The sequence below is a fragment of the Gammaproteobacteria bacterium genome (genome assembly GCA_032250735.1).
Classification (GTDB): domain Bacteria; phylum Pseudomonadota; class Gammaproteobacteria; order SZUA-152; family SZUA-152; genus SZUA-152.
In genome coordinates this window covers 60,242-79,273 of record JAVVEP010000009.1, presented here as the reverse complement: position 1 = coordinate 79,273, position 19,032 = coordinate 60,242, and the positions used below count along the sequence as shown (strand labels likewise).

The 19,032-nt window shown below is 58.7% G+C and carries 15 protein-coding genes; 7 read left to right on the top strand and 8 right to left on the bottom strand.

The genetic code is table 11. From position 1 onward, the window contains the following. Positions 1-7 precede the first annotated feature (7 nt). Positions 8-1,468 carry a flagellar protein export ATPase FliI gene (gene fliI / locus RRB22_07370; GenBank protein ID MDT8384217.1) on the top strand — a complete coding sequence of 487 codons (1,461 nt, stop codon included), beginning with the start codon at positions 8-10 and terminating at the stop codon, positions 1,466-1,468. Positions 1,469-1,585: 117 nt separating this feature from the next. Here fliI and RRB22_07365 read toward each other — a convergent pair whose 3' ends face one another. From RRB22_07365 to RRB22_07340, 6 genes are all read right to left on the bottom strand, one after another. After that, positions 1,586-2,263 (bottom strand): FHA domain-containing protein, encoded by a 678-nt coding sequence (locus tag RRB22_07365; GenBank protein ID MDT8384216.1) that lies wholly within the window; start codon positions 2,261-2,263, stop codon positions 1,586-1,588. Positions 2,264-2,399: 136 nt separating this feature from the next. Next, positions 2,400-3,212 (bottom strand): FHA domain-containing protein, encoded by an 813-nt coding sequence (locus RRB22_07360; GenBank protein MDT8384215.1) that lies wholly within the window; start codon positions 3,210-3,212, stop codon positions 2,400-2,402. Next, on the bottom strand, positions 3,181-4,269 hold the full coding sequence (locus tag RRB22_07355) for a type IV pilus twitching motility protein PilT (GenBank protein MDT8384214.1): 1,089 nt from the start codon (positions 4,267-4,269) through the stop codon (positions 3,181-3,183). The genes RRB22_07360 and RRB22_07355 overlap by 32 nt, the downstream gene beginning before the upstream one ends. A 2-nt stretch (positions 4,270-4,271) precedes the next feature. Then, the gene (locus RRB22_07350) at positions 4,272-5,366 is read right to left on the bottom strand and encodes a PilT/PilU family type 4a pilus ATPase (GenBank protein MDT8384213.1); all 1,095 of its coding nucleotides are present in this window, start codon (positions 5,364-5,366) and stop codon (positions 4,272-4,274) included. Further along, entirely contained in the window at positions 5,366-7,858 is a 2,493-nt protein-coding gene (locus tag RRB22_07345) for a HEAT repeat domain-containing protein (protein MDT8384212.1), read from the bottom strand. The genes RRB22_07350 and RRB22_07345 overlap by 1 nt, the downstream gene beginning before the upstream one ends. Positions 7,859-7,942: 84 nt before the next feature. Beyond that, positions 7,943-8,365: a hypothetical protein gene (locus tag RRB22_07340; GenBank protein MDT8384211.1), complete on the bottom strand. Its 423-nt coding sequence runs from the start codon at positions 8,363-8,365 to the stop codon at positions 7,943-7,945. A 609-nt stretch (positions 8,366-8,974) separates the two neighbouring features. On the opposite strand from RRB22_07340, the gene RRB22_07335 reads away from it, so the two are divergent. The 4 genes from RRB22_07335 to RRB22_07320 all read left to right on the top strand — a co-directional run bounded on the left by RRB22_07335 (position 8,975) and on the right by RRB22_07320 (position 14,222). After that, complete coding sequence (locus RRB22_07335) at positions 8,975-11,065, top strand: HD domain-containing phosphohydrolase (protein MDT8384210.1); 2,091 nt, start codon at positions 8,975-8,977, stop codon at positions 11,063-11,065. 48 nt (positions 11,066-11,113) lie between these two features. Next, complete coding sequence (locus RRB22_07330) at positions 11,114-11,848, top strand: protein phosphatase 2C domain-containing protein (GenBank protein ID MDT8384209.1); 735 nt, start codon at positions 11,114-11,116, stop codon at positions 11,846-11,848. A 209-nt stretch (positions 11,849-12,057) separates the two neighbouring features. Further along, positions 12,058-13,548, top strand: a complete 1,491-nt coding sequence (sbcB, locus tag RRB22_07325; GenBank protein MDT8384208.1) for an exodeoxyribonuclease I — start codon at positions 12,058-12,060, stop codon at positions 13,546-13,548. 134 nt (positions 13,549-13,682) lie between these two features. Next, the gene (locus tag RRB22_07320) at positions 13,683-14,222 is read left to right on the top strand and encodes a hypothetical protein (GenBank protein ID MDT8384207.1); all 540 of its coding nucleotides are present in this window, start codon (positions 13,683-13,685) and stop codon (positions 14,220-14,222) included. Between the two features lie 242 nt (positions 14,223-14,464). On the opposite strand, the gene oadA is transcribed toward RRB22_07320, so the two are convergent. Further along, the gene (gene oadA / locus RRB22_07315) at positions 14,465-16,291 is read right to left on the bottom strand and encodes a sodium-extruding oxaloacetate decarboxylase subunit alpha (GenBank protein MDT8384206.1); all 1,827 of its coding nucleotides are present in this window, start codon (positions 16,289-16,291) and stop codon (positions 14,465-14,467) included. Between the two features lie 47 nt (positions 16,292-16,338). Then, positions 16,339-17,757: an acetyl-CoA carboxylase biotin carboxylase subunit gene (locus RRB22_07310; protein ID MDT8384205.1), complete on the bottom strand. Its 1,419-nt coding sequence runs from the start codon at positions 17,755-17,757 to the stop codon at positions 16,339-16,341. Positions 17,758-18,124: 367 nt separating this feature from the next. Here RRB22_07310 and RRB22_07305 point away from each other — a divergent pair, with 367 nt between their 5' ends. Next, a complete protein-coding gene (locus RRB22_07305; protein ID MDT8384204.1) occupies positions 18,125-18,661 on the top strand; it encodes a YceD family protein in 537 nt (178 codons plus the stop codon). A 28-nt stretch (positions 18,662-18,689) separates the two neighbouring features. Next, positions 18,690-18,872 carry a 50S ribosomal protein L32 gene (gene rpmF / locus RRB22_07300; protein ID MDT8384203.1) on the top strand — a complete coding sequence of 61 codons (183 nt, stop codon included), beginning with the start codon at positions 18,690-18,692 and terminating at the stop codon, positions 18,870-18,872. The last annotated feature ends 160 nt before the right edge of the window (positions 18,873-19,032 follow it).

Genomic DNA, 19,032 nt, shown 5'->3' with positions numbered 1-19,032 from the left:
CCGAGCGATGGGCGACTCCATCCATGACAGTGATGACACGCTCAGTGCGGTCAACCGCAGTGGGCTGTGGGCCAAACGTCTTGCCGCGGTGGAGCGGCTGGTTGATCGTCCAAAGCTGATCGTCGAAGGCCATCTGACGCGGATGGTCGGCCTCACCCTGGAGGCCGTTGGTTGCCATGCCCCTGTGGGTTCGCGCTGCCTGGTGGAGGGGCCTGACGGTACGGACATCGAGGCAGAGGTGGTCGGGTTTTCCGGTGAAAAACTCTATTTAATGCCCGTCGGGCGCATGCACGGCATTCTGCCAAACGCCCGCGTTGTGCCCAGCAAGGAAGTATATGATGTCGCCGTCGGCCCTGAACTATTGGGGCGCGTGCTGGACGGCGCGGGCAATCCTCTGGACGGGAAGGGGGCCATCAGCACCAGTGACCGTGTGCCGTTGGCGGGGCGTGCCATCAATCCGCTGGCGCGGCAGCCGATTCGCGAGAAACTGGATGTAGGTATCCGTGCGATCAATGCCCTGTTGAGTGTGGGGCGCGGTCAACGCATGGGTCTGTTTGCGGGTAGTGGTGTGGGTAAAAGCGTGCTGCTTGGCATGATGACAAAATACACCACGGCGGATGTGATCGTGGTTGGGCTGATCGGTGAACGCGGTCGCGAAGTCAAGGAATTCATTGAAAACATTCTGGGCGAGGAAGGCATGTCGCGCGCCGTGGTGGTGGCATCACCGGCGGATGACGCCCCGGTTTTACGCCTGCATGGCGCCACCCTGGCGACACGTATCGCGGAATATTTCCGGGACCAGGGACTCAATGTACTTTTGTTGATGGACTCCCTGACGCGCTATGCCCAGGCACAGCGTGAGGTGGCACTGGCGATTGGCGAGCCACCGGCTACTAAAGGTTATCCACCTTCTGTGTTTGCGAAAATTCCGCAGCTGGTGGAGCGGGCCGGTAACGGTGATACGGGCGGTGGTTCGATCACGGCATTCTATACCGTGTTGACGGAGGGGGATGATCAGCAGGACCCGATTGCGGATGCGGCGCGTGCGATTCTCGATGGGCATATCGTGTTGTCACGTGAGCTGGCGGATTCCGGCCACTATCCTGCGATTGATGTCGAGGCCTCCATCAGTCGCGCCATGACGGAGATCACCACGCCGGAACACCAGGATGCCACGCGTCAGTTCAAGCAGTGGTATTCAACCTACCGTCAGCACCGGGATCTCATTAGCGTTGGCGCCTACCGACCGGGCAGCGATGCGCGTGTTGATGAGGCGGTGGCGCTGTATCCGCAGTTATCCGAATTCCTGCAACAAGGTATTACCGAGGCGGTGTCGCTCGAGGCCAGTATCGCGGAGCTGGAGTCGCTGCGCTCGATAGAAATTGTGACGGCGAACAAGGTGCCGGCAATGCAGAAATCCTCCGCGCAACAGACCCTGCCGGCGGGTGCCAATCCGTACGCAAAATAGATGGGGCGTGTGACTTTCTTGCGTCCGCGCCGACAGACCCTGGTCTGAATCCCAGCCAGGTCGGCACGAGACCCTGCTGCTCCGTGCCAATTCCATGGCTCCGGTGTCACCTAACCACTAATGGATGTAATAAAACGCCACTTCAAAGCCGGCGATGCTGATGGTGTCGTCGGGCTTGAGCTCGACGGGCAATGCACCAAGAGGTTCGCCGTTGAGTAAGGGGGTGTCTGTGCCGCGGCGATGCTTGGAGGCATGCACCGGGCTGATGGAATAGCTGTTTAAGCCCCGGCTGATCAGCGCCAGTTTGTGGCCCTGGAAGCCGAGGGTACTGAACGGTTTACGCAGTTCCATCACGGTACGGGCAAGGGGACCGTTCAAGGTTCGTAGACCCGCCAGCGGCTGACCCTTGATGGTCTCGGCGCGGGACTCCCAGTCGGGCAATACCATCTGCGTATCATCCAACTCGGCCTTGATAAACATGGTGGGCTCATAGCGGGCCTCGCCCTCATTCAGAAACGTGAACTGGTGGTGTCCCACCTGAATGATGTCGCCGTGTTGCAGCGAGGTCTTTTTGATGTGATTGCCATTGACCAGGGTGCCGTTGGTGCTGCCCAGGTCTTCGGCAAACACCTGCTCCGGCAGTGATGAACTGATCATGGCATGACGGCCACTGACGGTCAGGTCATTGAGCTGGATGTCATTACCGTGTTTCCGGCCAATGCTGAGATGTGCGCGATCGAGCGCATATTCATTGATGATTTCGCCATCCAGGGTCAGGATGAGTTTACTGTTCATGCGTGCAAATCCTTGCGAGGTTCAGCTCGCCACACTTTCTTATGTGGCATGGTTGAATTTCGGTGAGTCGGGTTTGAGGCTGGTTCTGGTTGCAACTCTGGGCTCACAGACTGGACTCGGCGTTTAACTCGGGCAGCTAGTTTAAAAAATAAAACTGCACCTCAAAGCCGGCGATGTTGATAATGTCGTTTTCCTTTAGCAGCGTCAGTTCGGTGTTGATAACGGCATTGTTCAGCAGGGGTATGTCGGAGGTTCTACGACTGCGGGTGCCGGCAACGGAGGTGATGTAATAGCCGCCGGTGCCACGGGTGATCAGTGCCACGCGCTTACCCTGAAAGCCGATCGTGTTGTAGGTTTTACGCAGCTCCATCACACACTTTGTGCCGGGGCCACCCACGGTCCGGAATCCGCCCAGTGGCAGTCCCTTGACCACGTGGGTGGCGATGTCGTCGGCATAGATGAACTGCGTCTCGTCGAATTCGGCCTTGATGAACATGGTGGGTTCGTAGCTGTTCTCCGACTCCTGCATATAGGTCAACTGGTGGTGGCCGATCTGGACAATGTCGCCGTGTTCCAGCGCCACCTTCTTCACGTGATTGCCGTTGACCAGGGTGCCGTTGGTGCTGCCCAGGTCTTCGATAAAGACATAATCGGGCACGCTGGAGATCTGCGCATGCCGTCCGCTCAGGGTCAGGTCATTCAGCTGAATGTCGTTGTCATGTTTGCGCCCGATGCTGATGGGACGGCCGGTAACGGGAATTTCGCGGATGATCTTGCCTTCCAGGGTGAGGATCAGTCGACGCCGCGCCTCAGGGGCGCGGGCGGCGACGTCACCGACCTGTCCCGCTTCCGGCGACACGCCGGGAGAGGCCGCATCCCGCCCGCTGTGGAGGGAGACCGGTGCATGGGTCCGTCTGTCATTGGCGGGTGATCGGCTTGAGTGATTCATCGTGTTCCCTATATTGTTCAAAGTTTGATTTCTGGCGGGCCTTTCGGTAGGCCTCTTCGCCGGTAATCAATTTTTCATCGAGCAGGCGGCGTAGCGCGGTGTCGATCGTCTGCATCCCCTGTAGCGCCCCGGCCTGAATCACGTTCTCCAGCTGCTCGGTTTTCCCCTCGCGGATCATGTTCGACGCAGCGGAATTATTAATCAGAGTCTCTACCGCTGCAAGTCTGCCACGATTATCGGCCGTTTTTACCAGTTGCTGGGAGATCACCCCGCACAGCGAGGTGGACAGCATGGTGCGGATATAGGGTTCTTCGCCCGGCGGGAAGACGTTGATGATCCGGTCGATGGCGGCGGCGGCGCCATTGGTGTGCAGGGTCGCGAGGATCAGGATACCCATCTCGGCGGCGGTCACGGCCAGGCTGATGGTCTCCAGGTCGCGCATTTCTCCCACCAGGATCACGTCGGGGTCCTCGCGCAGGGCGGAACGCAGCGCCTGGGCGAAGCCCTCGGTGTGATCGCCCAGCTCCCGCTGGCTCATCAGGCAGGTCTTGTTGCTGTGCAGGTGTTCCACCGGGTCTTCGATGGTGATGATGTGGCCTTTGCGCTCCCGATTGATGAAGTCGATGATCGCCGCGAGGGTGGTGGATTTGCCCGAGCCGGTGGGGCCGGCCACCAGAATCAGCCCCTTGCGCTGGCGGGCCAGGGTCTTCAGCACCGCCGGCATGCGCAGCTCCTCCAGGGGCGTGATCTGGTTGGGGATGGCCCGGAACACCGCGCCAATGCCGCCGAGGTGGCGAAACACATTGACGCGAAAACGGGCCACATCGGGCAGCTGGTAGGAAAAATCGGCCCCGCCCTTTTCGGCCAACACCGTTTTGACCCGTTGCGGCATGATCTCGAACAGCAGGTCTTCGGTTTCGCTCTCGGTCAGTTCGCGGTATTTGATGGGGTGGATCTCGCCGTACAGGCGTATCCGCGGGGGATTGCCTGAAACCAGGTGCAGGTCGGAGCCGGACTGTTTGACCAGCAGCTCCAGAAAGGCGTCGACGCGGCTCATGCTCAGCTGATCGCCAGGTTGACCTGGGGCAGCAGCTCGGGGTTGGTCACGAAGCGCTGGAATTGCTGTTTGTCGGTGGCGTGCAGATAGGCCTCATCGGGATCGATGGTCTTGTTCTGCACCGCCTCCAGCAGGGCCTGATCCATGGTCTGCATGCCCTTGTCGCGCCCGGTCTGCAGGATCGAGGGGATCTGGAAGATCTTGCCGGTATTGATGAGATTGGCGATCGCGGGGGTATTGATAAACACCTCGACGATGGCCTTGCGGCTGCGCCCGTCGGGGCTCTTGACCAGTTTCTGGCTGATCACGCCGCGCAGGTGCTGGGCGAGAAAGTTACTCGCCTGGGCCTTTTGCGCGGTCGGTGTGGCATCGATAATCCGGTCAATGGTTTTGGTGGCGGAGGTGGTGTGCAGGGTCCCCAGTACCAGGTGGCCGGTCTCGGCGGCGGTCATCGCCATCAGGATGGTCTCGGGGTCGCGTAGCTCGCCGACCAGGATCACGTCGGGGTCCTCGCGCAGCGCCGCTCTCAGACCGTTGGCAAAGCTGTTCACATGGGTGCCGATCTCCCGTTGCACCACCAGCGATTTCTGGCTGTGGTGGATGTGCTCGATGGGGTCTTCCAGGGTAATGATGTTCAGGCGCCGGGTGCGGTTTAGCAGGTCCAGCATCGAGGCGAGGGTGGTGGACTTGCCGGTGCCGGTGGCGCCGGTGACCAGCACCAGGCCCTGATGGGTGTCAATAAATTTGGCCACCGCCGGCGGCATGCCCAGATCGTCCAGACTGGGGATGTCGGTGTTGACCAGTCGAAAGGCCGCACCGATGCCGCTGGTTTTACGAAACAGGCTGACCCGAAAGCGCCCGACCTCATGGCTCTGGTAGGCAAAATCGATGTCCTTGCCGTTCTCGAACTGCGCCCTCTGTTGCGGGTCGATGATGTCATCGATCAGACTCGCCAGCTCCTGTTCGGAGAGTTCGCGATACTTGATGGGCAGCAGCTCGCCCATGCTGCGCAGCAGCGGCGGCATGCCCACTGCGAAGTGGATATCGGTGCAACCCTGTTCACGGCCGAGCTTCAAAAAGGCGTCAATTCTGGCCATTAGCATGCATCCTTGCAGATGGTTTCCAGTTGCAGGCGCAGCGCGTCGAAGGTTTGAAAACGCTGTTCGGGGTCGACGGCCATGGCCTTGATGATCACCTGTTCCAGCGCGGGCGGAATGTCGGCATTGATCTCACGGGGCGGGATGGCCTTGCCTTCCACGTGCTGAAACAGGATCGCCATGGACTCGTCGCCGGTGTACGGCGCCTGGCCGGCGAACATTTCATACATGATGATCCCCAGGGTGTAGATATCGGTACGCGAATCGATGGTGCGTCCCCGCACCTGTTCGGGCGCCATGTAGGTCGGGGTGCCCACCAGTATGCCGCTCTTGGTGAGCCGGGAATCCGCCTTGCGGGCGGCGGCGGCCAGACCGAAATCCACGATCTTCAGCTCGTCGTTCTCGTCGATGAGGATGTTGGCGGGTTTCAGGTCACGGTGCACCACCGCCTGGGCCTGGGCCTGGGCCATACCGCGGCAGATGCAGGAAATCACGTGGATGCCGCGCGGCAGATCAAAGGTGGTGTGCCGTGTTTTGTGCTCCCGCAGCTCGTCCGCCAGCGAGTGGCTGGGAAAGTATTCCATGGAAATCGCGTAGGAATCGCCCACGGTGACCAGGTCGTAGATGCGGATGATGTTTTCGTGGGTGATCTTGCGGGCGTAGCGCAGCTCGTGCATGAAACGCTCGATCATGTTCTGGTCGGCGGCAAACTGGGGATTGAGGAACTTGAGGATGAATTCATCACCCACCATCACGTCTTCCACCAGCCACACGACGCCAAAGGCGCCCTCGCCAATCTTGCGGATCACGTGATAGCGTTCCGCCAGGATCGTATTGGGCACCAGTCGCGAGGGGTCAAGATAGTGGGTGAGTGGCGTGGTTTCACTGTCGGTCGCCCTGGTGGCATCGAGCGGCATGGACTGGGTTTGCCCCGAGCTGTCCGGCTGGGGCGCGCGGCTGTCGAAGGCCTGGGTGGGCAGATCCATCACCTCCGTCGACGGGCGGGCGACCGGTGGCGCGACGGCGGACGCGCCACGGGAGGCAGGGCTGGCGCGGTCGCCAAAACGCTGAATCAGACTGCGCACCGTCTCGTCGGCGGCGCTGCCGACCTCGTCGCCCCGGGTATGGATGAGCTGGGTCACGGCCTCCTGCACCGCCTGTGCGGAGGTGTCATCGGTGAGACTCTCCAGCGCCTTCAGCGCCTCTTTGCGCAGCGTGTTGTCGGCCTTGTCGAGCTGGCGGAGCAGGGGATTGATCGCCTGCCGATCGCCCAGCGTGGCGAGGGCGCGGATTACCACCTGGCCGGCCTCGGGATTTTCCTCCAGCATGGTGATCAGGTGCGGCACGGCGCGGGCGTCACCAATGGCGGCGAGGGCGTCCACCGCCCGCTCTCGCACCCACCAGTCTTCGTCGCGCAGGGCCTCGATGAGGCGGTCCAGGGCGCGCGGGTCTTTGCCGGTGTTCAGAATCTCCACCGCGGTGCGGCGCAGAAATTCGTCCTTGTCCTTGATCAGGGCCAGCACCGCATCGAAAACCTTGGGTCCGCCGATTGCCCCCAGGGCATCGGCGGCCCGCACCTTCACCCACCAGTCCACGTCACGCAGCGCGTTGAGCAGGTCTTTCACCGCATTCTGGTCACCGACCTCGTTGAGTACCTCCACCGCGGCGCGGCGCACGTATTCCGATTCATCCTGCAGCACCGTGATCAGGTGTTTGACCGTGTCCGGCGACTGAATCTTGGCCAGGGTCTCGATGGCGGCCGACTGCACCGTGAGGTCGGGGTCGCTCAATAGCTGGCAGATGTCCGCCACATGTTCCGTCGCCTGCAGCGTGGCCAGCCCATTGAGGGCCGCCTGACGCACGGACTTATTGCTATCGCCGAGCCCCTTTACCAGTCCCTCGCGACTGGCCGCGGTATCGAAACGGGCCAGCAGATTGAGCAGGTGGGTGCGCACCAGGGTCTGCGGGCTGTCGAGGCGCTGGATGAGGTCCGGCACCAGGGCCTCGGTGGCGATGGTGTCCAGCAATCGATACAGCATGGGGCGCACCTTGCTGTCGACGTGATCCAGCAGGCCCAGCAGGGTCGTGGGGTTGATGCGCTCGGCGTGGCTGGTGAGTATCTCGCCCAGGGCCGTCTTGGAGACCTCGGCCTCGCCAATGGGCTGACTGAAATAGGGGAGTAGGTCGTTGGGGTTGAACTCCTTCGAGCGCTTGAGGATACGGGTTACCCCATCCACGATGCGTTGGTCGCCCGCGCTCAGGCCGACGACAAAGGCGTGCAGGGTGCTGTTGCGCACAAAGCCGATCAGCAACTGCTCCAGGGTGGCGGTGTTTTGTGGACTGCCGAGGGCCTCAATCAGCCGGGGAATGGCCGGCTCGCCGATCTGCTTGAGCCGGTACAGGGCGCGCTTGCCTTCCGCGCTGGCGCCGGCATCGTCGGCGAGCAGGGTGTTGATTGCCCGACCGGCCTGAAATCCCGATAACAGGCTCATGCGCGGCAACCGTGGCCGGACCGACACCCGGCAAGCGTCTGCGCTGTCTGGCTCACGCGCGATGGGAAGACGGCGTGGCGCAAGCTAGCCCTCTCCCTCGTCATCACCGAGCTGATCGACCTGGACATGGTTGATGTAGGATTTATTGACGAGGTAGATCAGTCCGTCATCTATATGAATCTTGATGAAGGTTTCATCCGCACGATTCAGGTAGTCCAGCAGGCGGGCATGATTCGGTGGCAGTGATTCGCGTATCGTGCCGGCGATATAGGCGCCATCCATTAACTGCAAGTGGCAACGCATGGGATTGGTTTTGGTAGCCTGCTGGTCCTCCTCGGTGGCCTCATATTCAACGCGGGTCACCGATTTGATGTTATAAAATCGCAACTCGGGTGCCTCGTCACGATTAAAGACCAGAAAACTCTGACACAGATTCAGTGCCTCCAGTGGCTGTTCGCTGCCGGCATGGTGCGGGCTTTGCGTGCGCAGATAGATCGCGCCAATCACGCGACCCTCCGGATGAACCCAGAGGGTGACCGGGCGGAGTTTTTTCGGAACCTTTAAAGTGTTGTTATCCACGGCATGGCCTTTTGTGCGATGTGTTATCGAATTGTGTGTGACGCGACAATAAACGTAGTCAGTGTGCCAATATCCATCTCCAGGAGAGGGTTTTTAGTATACGCGAATCGGGCTGATATGCCTGAGAGCCTGTGAAAAAATCGTCGACCTACTGCGGACGTCGCTTTTCGGCTGCAACGGCGTTGCGCACCATGAAAACGGCGGTCATTTGGTCCACCAAACTCCCTTGTTTTCATGGTGCGCGCCTTGTTTCGCTCGAAAATCGACGCCCTCGCTACGGCCAACGGTTCTTTCACAGGCTCTGAGTAAAATCACTGAATTCAACGGCGCGGGCTGTATCGGGCAGGCCGGATTGAGTATAACGATTTAATATTATGAAAAACATCAGTTTACAGGGTTGCCGTAGGTGGATGATCGGGCCGTCGCTACGCGTTCGACGGTGGGTCGATTATTCTTCGACAATGAACGCCGCACAAGTAACGCCGCGCAAGGTCAACTGACCTCGCGCCTGGCCACAGGACAACAGGGTGACAACAGATGATGACACACATGACCGACGCGGTACCCCGACGACCGGCATCGGCCTACCTGGAGGTGCGCGGTGGCGCCCCGGCACAGCGGTATTTCACGCTGGCGGCGGAAACCCTCATCGGTCGCAATGACGAGGATTTCAGTCTGCCCGAAGACAGCATCGGCCTGTCGGATAGCCGGGTCAGCCGGTACCACGCGCGGATATTTCAGAGCAATGGTCGGTTTTATCTGGAAGATACGCACTCGACCAATGGCACGTTTCTGAATGCCTTTCGGCTGACCCCCGGTACCCCCTATGTGTTGCGTGATGGCAGCAATATTCAGGTCGGCGGGGTCTATCTACGTTTTCGTCCCGCTGCCGTGGCGCAGGCGCCGGGTTCCTCGGAGCGTTCCTCAGGTTATTCCTCCGACTATCCCTCCGAGATCGGGCGCAATGAGGAGTTTTTTGATTTCTCCCTCACTCCCGCCAATGCAGACGGTGAGAGGGCGGCAGATGTCTCGATGCTGTTTCGCGCCCCCGAAATGACCTCACCGGAGATCAGCGCCGTGCTGGATGTCTCCGAGGTGATGGAACAGCTGCATATCGCGCAGACCGATACCACCGAGAGCAACAGCCAGCTGCTGCGACGCCTGCGCGCCATGGTGCAGGTCAGTATTGGGCTGGGTACGGAGAGCAGCCGGGAGGCCCTGTTTGCCAGGATCATGGCGGTGATTTTTGACATCTTCCCCACCGCAGAACGGGCCTTTGTGGTGCTGCGCGACAGGCGTGGCGAGGGGGTGGCCGGGTTTCATCCGGCGGCCGCCTCGACCCGCACGCCCGGCGCGGAGAACACGGTGCTGGTGCTGTCCGAGGTCATCGTTGACGAGGTGGTCGGACAGCGGCGCAGTATTCTTTCCACCGATGTGATGGATGATCAGCGCTTTAAGGGGCAAGAGTCTATCTCGCAGCTGGGGCTGCGTAGCGTGATGTGCGTGCCCTTGCTGGTGGAGGCCGAGGTCATCGGTTTGATCCAGATCGACACCCATCGCCAGACGCATTCATTTGACCAGGAAGACCTGCAGATCCTGACCGGCATCGGCGCGCAAGTCGCGGTCGCGCTCAAGAATTTTGGCCTCTACGAAGATATTGAACAGCTGTTCGAGGGTTTTGTAACGGCCTCGGTACACGCCATTGAGGAACGCGATCCCGCCACGGCGGGGCATTCGTTTCGGGTGGCGGAATATTCCCAGCGCCTGGCGCAGGCGGTGGATGGTAGCCAGCATCAGGCGCTGCGTGATATCCGCTTTAGCCTGGAGCAAATCCGGGAACTGCGCTACGCGGCCCTGCTGCATGACTTTGGCAAGGTGGGGGTGCGGGAACATGTGCTGATCAAGGCCCGAAAGCTGTATCATTCGCAGCTGGACGTTTTGCAGGAAAGATTCCGTTATGCGCGGGCGAGTCTGGAGCGGCAGGCCTATCGCGAACTGGTTTATCAGCACAGTGAGCTGTCGCCGGCCGAGTTCAGGCGGCACCGGGGCGCGGTGGAGGCGCGATTGAAACTGGAGGCGGGACGCCTGCAACGTTTCATGGCGATCATCAGACACGCCAATGAACCGTCGGTGATTGATGATCAGGTCAACGGCGAACTACAGGCGGTCGCCGATTTCGTATTTCCCGGTGAACAGGGCGAGGCTGTGGCTTTGCTCAATACGGCGGAGTTTGAGGCGTTGACCCTGGCCCGCGGCAGTCTGACACCCGATGAGCGGCTGGATATTCAGTCACACGTCAGTCATACCTTTTCCTTCCTGAGCCATATTCCCTGGACGGGATCGCTGGCCGCGGTGGCGGATATTGCCCACGCCCATCACGAAAAGCTGGATGGCAGCGGTTATCCGCAGGGCCTGAAGGGGGACGAGATTCCGATCCCGGCGAGGGTGATGACTGTGGCCGATATTTTTGATGCCTTAACGGCGGGGGATCGGCCCTACAAACGGAGCCTCAGTGTCGACAAGGCGCTGGATCTCCTCAAGCATGAGGCCGCGCACGGCAAGATTGATCCACTGTTAGTGGAGGTGTTTATTGACAGTCAGGCCTATCGGTTGTTCGATCGGCCCTGACCTTTTACGATGCGTTTTGCGATAGCTTTGGTGGAGATGAATTGATTTATGGCATTCAGGAATTGCGGTCATCTGACTCACGTCGGTAATGTGAGGCAGCACAATGAAGATGCCTATTGCATCGATACTGAGTATAACTTTGGTGTGCTGGCCGATGGTATGGGTGGCCATGAGGGCGGGGAGATCGCCAGCCGCATCGTGGTGGAGTGCGTGTGCGCCGAAATTCGTGCGGGGCGGCCGATGGCGGATGCCCTGGTACAGGCGCACCATGCCGTACGCAAGGCGGCGGATCGGGGTGAAGGAAAGCCGGGCATGGGCTCTACCGCACTCGCCCTGAAAATGGATCAGGAAAACTTTGAAATCGTCTGGGTGGGCGACAGCCGCGCCTATCTCTGGGACGGCACCGCATTGACCCAGATCACCAAGGATCATTCCCTGGTGCAGGCGCTGGTGGATGATGGCAGCATCACACTGGCCGAGGCGCGGGTGCATCCGCAGCGCAATTACATCACCCAGGCCATCGGCATGTCGGATTTGCAGACCATGCAGGTCGGCCGCGTGCAGGGAAGGCTGTGTCAGGGACAACAGTTGCTGTTATGCAGTGATGGCCTGACGGGTGAGGTTTCCGATGCGGAGATTGCCGAAATTCTGGGTCTGGAACTCAATGAAAAGCAGAAAACTGACCTGCTGATTCAGAAGTCACTGGATAATGGTGGTGCGGATAACATCACGGTGTTGCTGGTGGCAGGCCCCGCAGAGGACACCGTTTCAACCGCGGATTAAGCTCTGCGGCATGGATTCATAAAACCGGCTTATTATTTTATTGAGTCACATGGAAAGGATACCCTTCAATCAAGACCGTCAGCAGCAAGGATGCTGCTGTCGAGCGTACACGGATGTATTCTCAGCGTGTCTTGATTGAAGGGTATCCTTTCCATGCGCTTTCTTAGTAAGAGACTATTAGGCGCCTGACAGGCATCTGGGGAGAGACTGTGGCCACACATAAGCGGCAGGGCCAGTCCGGATATTCCGGACCCACACTGTATTGGCACGACTATGAAACATTTGGTGTCGACCCCCGTCGCGATCGGCCGGCACAGTTTGCGGGCATTCGTACCGATCTCGATTTCAATATCATTGGCGAACCGCTAAGCCTGTATTGTCGCCCGGCCAATGATTTTTTACCGGCGCCAGAGGCGTGCCTGGTTACCGGGATTACGCCGCAAAAGGCCCTGGCCGAGGGAGTTCCCGAGGCCGAGTTCATCCGTCAGATCCATGCCGAGTTTTCGCAGCCCAACACCTGCGTGGTGGGTTATAACAATATCCGGTTTGACGACGAGGTGACCCGCACCACCCTGTACCGTAATTTTTACGACCCCTACGCCCGTGAATGGCAAAACGGCAATTCGCGCTGGGACATTATCGATATGCTGCGACTGACCCATGCGCTGCGTCCCGAAGGCATACGGTGGCCAACCCATGCGGACGGAAAAACCAGCTTTCGACTGGAACAGCTGACGGCGATCAATGGCATCAGCCACGAGGCGGCGCATGATGCCTTGTCGGACGTGCAGGCGACGATTGCCATGGCGCGGCTGATAAAAGAAAAACAACCCAGATTATATGATTATGTCTACCGCCATCGCTCCAAACAGAGCGTCGCCCAACTGCTCAATATCGCCAGGCCGGCGCCGGTGCTGCATGTTTCCTCCATGTATCCTGCGGAGCGCGGCTGTATCGCACTGGTCGCCCCGCTGGCGGCACACCCTGTCAATAAAAATGAACTCATTGTCTATGACCTGAGCGTTTCGCCGCAGCCCTTTTTGGCACTGCGTCCGGATGAAATGGCGGAGCGCCTGTTTACCCGACAGGATGCATTGCCCGAGGGCTGCGCCAGGCTGCCGGTCAAGACGGTGCATATCAACAAGAGTCCGGTCCTGGTTCCGGTCACTACCCTAACCGCTGCGGCGGCCGAGAAATGGCAACTCAATGTGACGCGCGCACAGCAAAACCTGGCAGTGCTGTTGGCACATGCGGATTTTTCCAGAAATCTGCAGGCCGTCTATAAGGAGAGCCGAAGTTTCGAGGCCGTGGATGACCCGGACTTCATGCTTTACAGCGGTGGATTCTTTTCCAATGATGATCGAGACCGAATGGAGATCGTTCGTCAGACCGTTCCGCAACAACTGGCGAGCCTGGATCTGCCCTTTCAGGATCAGCGCCTGTCGGAAATGCTGTTTCGGTATCGGGCGCGCAATTATCCGGAGTTTCTCAGTGAAGACGAAAACAGGCGCTGGGATGAATTCAGGCTGCAACGCCTGACGATGAATAGTCATGGCGCAGGCCTTAGCCTGTCTGAATTGCGTGAACGCATTGCGCTGCTAAAACAGACCTCGGATCTGGATCAAAAGCAACAGCACATACTGGACGCATTGCTGCATTACGCAGAGTCGATTACGAACGATCTTTTGGTGGATGCGTGAATATCCAGAAAAGGTTTCGGTTTGCTTAACCCGGTTTCAGGCAAGTCACCGAAATCATATTTAACTTGTTATTGAGAAAAAAGCGGATACACTTTTATTTCGTCACGTTTTCAGTGTCCATCAAGGAGAATGTCGTGGTTAAAAGAAAAACTAAAACCAAAGCAAAAGCCAAATCAAAAGTAAAACCAAAGGCCCGCCGCGTAGCCAAACGCACCCCGGCACGGGTCGCCGCATCGAAACCCCTAAGTAAGACGCATGAGAAAACATTGAAAGTGGTTAATAGCGCTTTGAATGCAGCGGATACTCTAGCGGCGAAGGTGGTTGCTGCGGAAGAAAATCTGGCAACGCATGTGCTGAAGCTGGAAGGCGCCGTGCGCGCGGCCGCCCGAAAAGAGACCGCCGCTGCCAAGCGTGCAGTGGCATCCGCAAAGCAGGCGCTGATGAAAGGCAAGGCCGCCGTTTCTGCCGGCAAGGCCAAGGCCAGCGCCGCACAAAAATCGCTGAACGAGGCGATTAAGGCGGCTGAGTTCGAGCGCAAGATGGAAGAGGCCAAGGCGGCGGCGATCGCGAAATTCCAGGCAAAATGGGAAGCCGATTTTGCGAGCAAGCTTGCCAAAAAGGCCAGGGCTTCGAAAAAGAAGCGCAGTGTGAAACGTAAACCCACCGCGGCATAAGTTTCATTCTAATGTGAGATAGACGGAGAGGCATACGGCGCAATGCCCTTCGGTTATTGCGCCCTACGGCACTACGGCACTGTGTAGGAGGGCAGCCCCCCTGGCCGATGGGTTGAGAGGGTGCGATTGTTGGAAGGGAATCGCCGAGAGGGCTGGGCTCCTACAGGGCGCAATGCCCTTCGTTTATTGCGCCCTTGTACTGTACTGGTGTGTTGATCGGGGTCTGTCGATGCCGTCCGTGTTTATCCAATCTCCACCAGGGCCTCATCCGGGTTGACGCTGTCGCCTTTTTTGGCGTGTATCGCCTTGATGGTGCCTGCTATGGGGGCCTGTACCTCGGTTTCCATTTTCATCGCTTCGGTCACGAGGACGGGATCGCCCGCAGCGACTTCATCGCCCACGGCCACCAGCACCTCGACAATAATCCCGGGCATGGAGGCGGTGACATGCCCCGGCTCAGTGGCCTTGGGACGACTGCTGCCCTTGGCCTTGCTGGTGGCGGTGGGCTGGTTGGCCGCGCCCACCGTCATCACTTCGTCCAGTGATTCGACCATCACCTCTTCCGGTGAGCCATCTACATTGATGAAGAAGGCGCGTTTGTCGTCCTGCTTATAGCCGGTACCGGTGACCTTGATGTGGTAGTTCTCACCGTGCAGCCCAATGTTAAATTCCGTTGCAGCCGCACAATAGGACTGAGAATGGCCGGGCAGGGGCTCCAGCATTTCTGGCACCAGGGTGCCGGCCTGACGGTGTTCGAGGAATTCACGGCCGATGTCCGGGAACATGGCGTAGGTCAACACGTCTTCTTCGGATTTCGCGAGTTCACCGATCTCGCCGCGTAAGCGGGTCATCTCCGGATTTAGTAAATCGGCGGGGCGACAGGTGATGACCGTTTCATTGCCGATGGCCTTCTGTCGCACCGTGGCATCCACCTCCGCAGGCGGCTTGCCGTATTTCCCCTGCAGATACAGTTTCACTTCATTGGTGATGTTTTGATAGCGCGAATCAGAGAGCACGTTGAGCAGGGCCTGGGTGCCGACGATTTGCGAGGTGGGAGTGACCAGCGGTGGGTAGCCAAGGTCGGCGCGCACGCGGGGAATTTCGTCCAGCACGGCATTCATGTGGTCGAGCGCGCCCTGTTCCTTAAGCTGGTTGGAAAGGTTGGAGATCATCCCGCCGGGTACCTGATTGTTTTGTACGCGGGTATCGATGCCGGTGAATTCACTCTCGAACTGGTGATATTTTTTGCGGATCTCGAAGAAGTAAAAGCCGATCTCCTGCAGGGCGGCGAGATCGATGCCGGTGTCGTATTCGGTGTCGCGCACCGCGGCCACCATGCTCTCCGTCGGCGGATGACTGGTGCCGCCGGACAGGGGCGAGATGGCAGTGTCGATGTGACGACAGCCGTTCTCAATGGCCTTGAGTTGACACATGCTGGCCAGACCGGCGGTGGCGTGCGAATGCAGGTGCACGGGGATATCGACGGCAGCCACCAGGGCCTTGACCAGTTCGGCGGTGGCCATGGGCGTGAGCAGGCCGGCCATGTCCTTAATGGCGATACTGTCGCAGCCCATGTTCTGCAGTGTTACGGCCATCTCGACATTCTGTTCGATGGAATGCACGGGGCTGATGGTGTAACTGATGGCGCCCTGGGCGTGCTTGCCGGCCGCCTTGACGGCCTCGATGGAGACCTGCAGGTTGCGTACATCGTTGAGCGCATCGAAGATCCGGAACACATCAATCCCATTGTCGGCGGCGCATTTCACAAAGGCGCGGGCCACGTCATCGGAGTAGTGTCGGTAGCCCAGCAGATTTTGGCCACGTAACAGCATCTGCAGACGGGTATTGGGCAGCGCGGCGCGCAATTGCCGCAGCCGTTCCCAGGGGTCTTCTTTGAGGAAACGGATGCAGGCGTCAAAGGTAGCGCCGCCCCACATTTCGAGCGACCAATACCCGATGGCGTCGAGCTTGCTGCAGATGGGCAGCATGTCTTCGGTGCGCATCCGGGTTGCCAGTAATGATTGGTGCGCATCCCGTAGCACGGTATCGGTAATGTAGACTTTCGACATGGTTCTTTCCTGGTGCGGTTTAAAAGATAGTGCCAAGTGCCTAGACGTCAGAGGCCCATGTGGGCGGCGACGGCGGCGCCAATGGCGGCGGCAAGGTGGCGTGATGAGGGGCGCACCGAATAATTGATCAGCTCCGGGTGTGATTCGACAAACGAGGTGTCGAACTTGCCGGATTGAAAATGCGCCGATTTCAGAATCTCCAGCTGGTACGGGATGGTCGTTTTGACGCCGTACACCCCGATGTCATTCAGGGCGCGGTTGGCACGGTCCAGCAGCGAATCCCAGTCCAGCGCCCAGACGATGAGCTTGGCGCACATGGAATCGTAGTAGGGGGGGATTTCATAACCCGTATAAATCGCCGCATCGGTACGCACCCCGGGTCCGCCCGGGGCGAAATAGCGGGTGACGCGGCCGAAGCTGGGCAGAAAATCATTCTTCGGGTCTTCGGCGTTGATGCGAAATTCCATGGCAAAGCCGCGACGCTTCACATCGCGCTGGCTGTAGCGCAATTTCAGTCCGGCCGCGATGCGGATCTGTTCCTGCACAATATCGATACCGGTGATCTGTTCGGTGATGGTGTGCTCCACCTGCAGGCGGGTGTTCACCTCCATGAAGTAAAATTCATCATTCTCCGTTAGTAGAAACTCGATGGTGCCGGCATTGGTGTAGCCCACGGAGCGGGCCGCCGTGACGGCCAGCTTGCCGATGTACTTGCGCTGCTCGTCATTGAGCTGCGGCGATGGCGCGATCTCGATGAGCTTCTGGTGACGGCGCTGGATGGAGCAGTCTCGCTCGAACAGATGAATGATCTTGCCGTGTTGATCGCCCAGCACCTGCACCTCGATGTGGCGGGGGTTGTCGATGCACTTTTCCAGAAACACCTCGGGGGCGCCAAAGGTCTTGCTGACCTCCGAGACCACGCGGTCAAAATTCCGATTAAGTTCATCGGCATCCGCGCAGCGACGAATACCGCGCCCGCCGCCGCCGTTGGTGGCCTTCAACATCACCGGGTAGCCGATCTGTTCAGCGATGGTGAGTGCCTCCTTGACGGACTGCAGGTTGTTTTCACTGCCGGGGGTGACCGGCACGCCAGCCTCGATCATCGCGGCGCGGGCCTGCAGCTTGTCGCCCAGACGGCGAATTACCTCGGCCGTTGGGCCGATAAAATGGATGCCGCGTCTCTCACAGGCCTCGGCCAACAGCGGGTTCTCGGAGAGAAACCCATAGCCCGGGTGCAAGGCATCACAGCCGGTCGCGATGGCCAGATTGACGATGCGGTGCACATTCAGGTAGCCGGAAACGGAGTCGGGCCCGAGATTGTAGGCCTCGTTGGCCTTTTTGACGTGCAGCGAATAGCGATCCGCATCCGTATAGATCGCCACGGATTTGATACCGAGCTCCGCACAGGCACGGACAATACGCACCGCAATTTCACCGCGATTGGCGATGAGGACTTTCTTGATCATGGCAAACCCGTCGTTTAGGGCGTGAGTCGGAGCGTTATTTCAACGCATTGTTTTTAATGGTAATTATTAAGTTTTTGTGATGCCCGGAGTCAATCCAGAGACCGTTTCGCACGCGCATCTGATTAATAGTGGCAGGCCGTCAAAAAACCTGACCGGAATCACCCCACCGACTATTGCGGATCACAAACAGTGCGTCAAGCCAGCCCGGCGCCCGGCCAGCGGTGTTGATGGGGATTCCCCTGCCACATTCGGCGCTAAGGCTTTGACAGGAAACCGAATCCCACTTAAAATCGCGCGTTTGGTTCGAGCCGCCTTGCGGTGGATGCAGCCTGTTTGGCCTGTCGTGGGTCGATGAGTAGTGGTTGTTATGGATATTATTGAGCCTTTTGAACTGGCAGCGCAGCACCGTACGCTGGCAGGTCATCTGCCAGTATCGAGCTTGCCGCGACTGATCCCGTTGTTAATCACGGACGACCTTGTGGTGCTGGGTCGATGTCGGGTTGATTACGTGCTGAATTTTGGTGTTGACGAGGGTGGAGTTCCGGGGCTGACGGGGACACTGCAGGCAGTGTTGCCATTGCAATGTCAGCGCTGTATGGAAGAGCTGGCGTTTCCGGTCAGCCTGGTGCTTAACCTGGCCCTGGTGAAGTCCAGACAGGCGGCACAGCAGCTGCCGGAAAATTATGACCCGTTACTGGTCTTGCCGGATGAAGAGACCAGTGTTGAGTCGATCATTGAAGACGAATTGATTCTTGCCCTGCCACAGGTGGCAATGCATGAAATAAAAGATTGCCCGAAAGGCGAAGCATTCCTTAATACCGAGGATGGGTCAGCACCGCAGCGCGAAAATCCGTTTGCTGTACTGGCACAATTGAAAACCTCTCAGTCGTCACACGACGATTGAGGGAACCTGTAAAGAAGAGGATTTAACAATGGCAGTGCAAAAGAGCAAAGTAACCCCTTCACGTCGCGGCATGCGTCGTTCACATGATGCGTTGAAACCGGCGACCCTGTCGATTGAACCAACTACCGGTGAAACACATCGTCGTCATCACGTGAGTGCCGATGGTTATTATCGTGGCCGCAAGGTAACGGGTTCCACCAGCGGCGAATAACACTTCGTTAGCGCAATAGACAACAATTAACGGTTATGGGCACACTATACCCACCGTTGTTCAACTGCACGGTTCAGATTCTCAGCGCTGTTTAACACGCTGAGAATCTGTGACGCGGTGTCTGTCGCGTCCTCGTATTACAAAATAACATCAAAAAATC

Coding starts and splice junctions, on each gene's coding strand:
- fliI (MDT8384217.1), top strand. CDS start 8: ATGGGCGACTCCATCCATGACAGTGATGACACGCTCAGTGCGGTCAAC.
- RRB22_07305 (MDT8384204.1), top strand. CDS start 18,125: ATGGATATTATTGAGCCTTTTGAACTGGCAGCGCAGCACCGTACGCTG.
- rpmF (MDT8384203.1), top strand. CDS start 18,690: ATGGCAGTGCAAAAGAGCAAAGTAACCCCTTCACGTCGCGGCATGCGT.
- RRB22_07360 (MDT8384215.1), bottom strand. CDS start 3,212: ATGAATCACTCAAGCCGATCACCCGCCAATGACAGACGGACCCATGCA.
- RRB22_07345 (MDT8384212.1), bottom strand. CDS start 7,858: ATGAGCCTGTTATCGGGATTTCAGGCCGGTCGGGCAATCAACACCCTG.
- RRB22_07335 (MDT8384210.1), top strand. CDS start 8,975: ATGATGACACACATGACCGACGCGGTACCCCGACGACCGGCATCGGCC.
- RRB22_07310 (MDT8384205.1), bottom strand. CDS start 17,757: ATGATCAAGAAAGTCCTCATCGCCAATCGCGGTGAAATTGCGGTGCGT.
- RRB22_07355 (MDT8384214.1), bottom strand. CDS start 4,269: ATGAGCCGCGTCGACGCCTTTCTGGAGCTGCTGGTCAAACAGTCCGGC.
- RRB22_07330 (MDT8384209.1), top strand. CDS start 11,114: ATGGCATTCAGGAATTGCGGTCATCTGACTCACGTCGGTAATGTGAGG.
- RRB22_07350 (MDT8384213.1), bottom strand. CDS start 5,366: ATGGCCAGAATTGACGCCTTTTTGAAGCTCGGCCGTGAACAGGGTTGC.
- oadA (MDT8384206.1), bottom strand. CDS start 16,291: ATGTCGAAAGTCTACATTACCGATACCGTGCTACGGGATGCGCACCAA.
- RRB22_07365 (MDT8384216.1), bottom strand. CDS start 2,263: ATGAACAGTAAACTCATCCTGACCCTGGATGGCGAAATCATCAATGAA.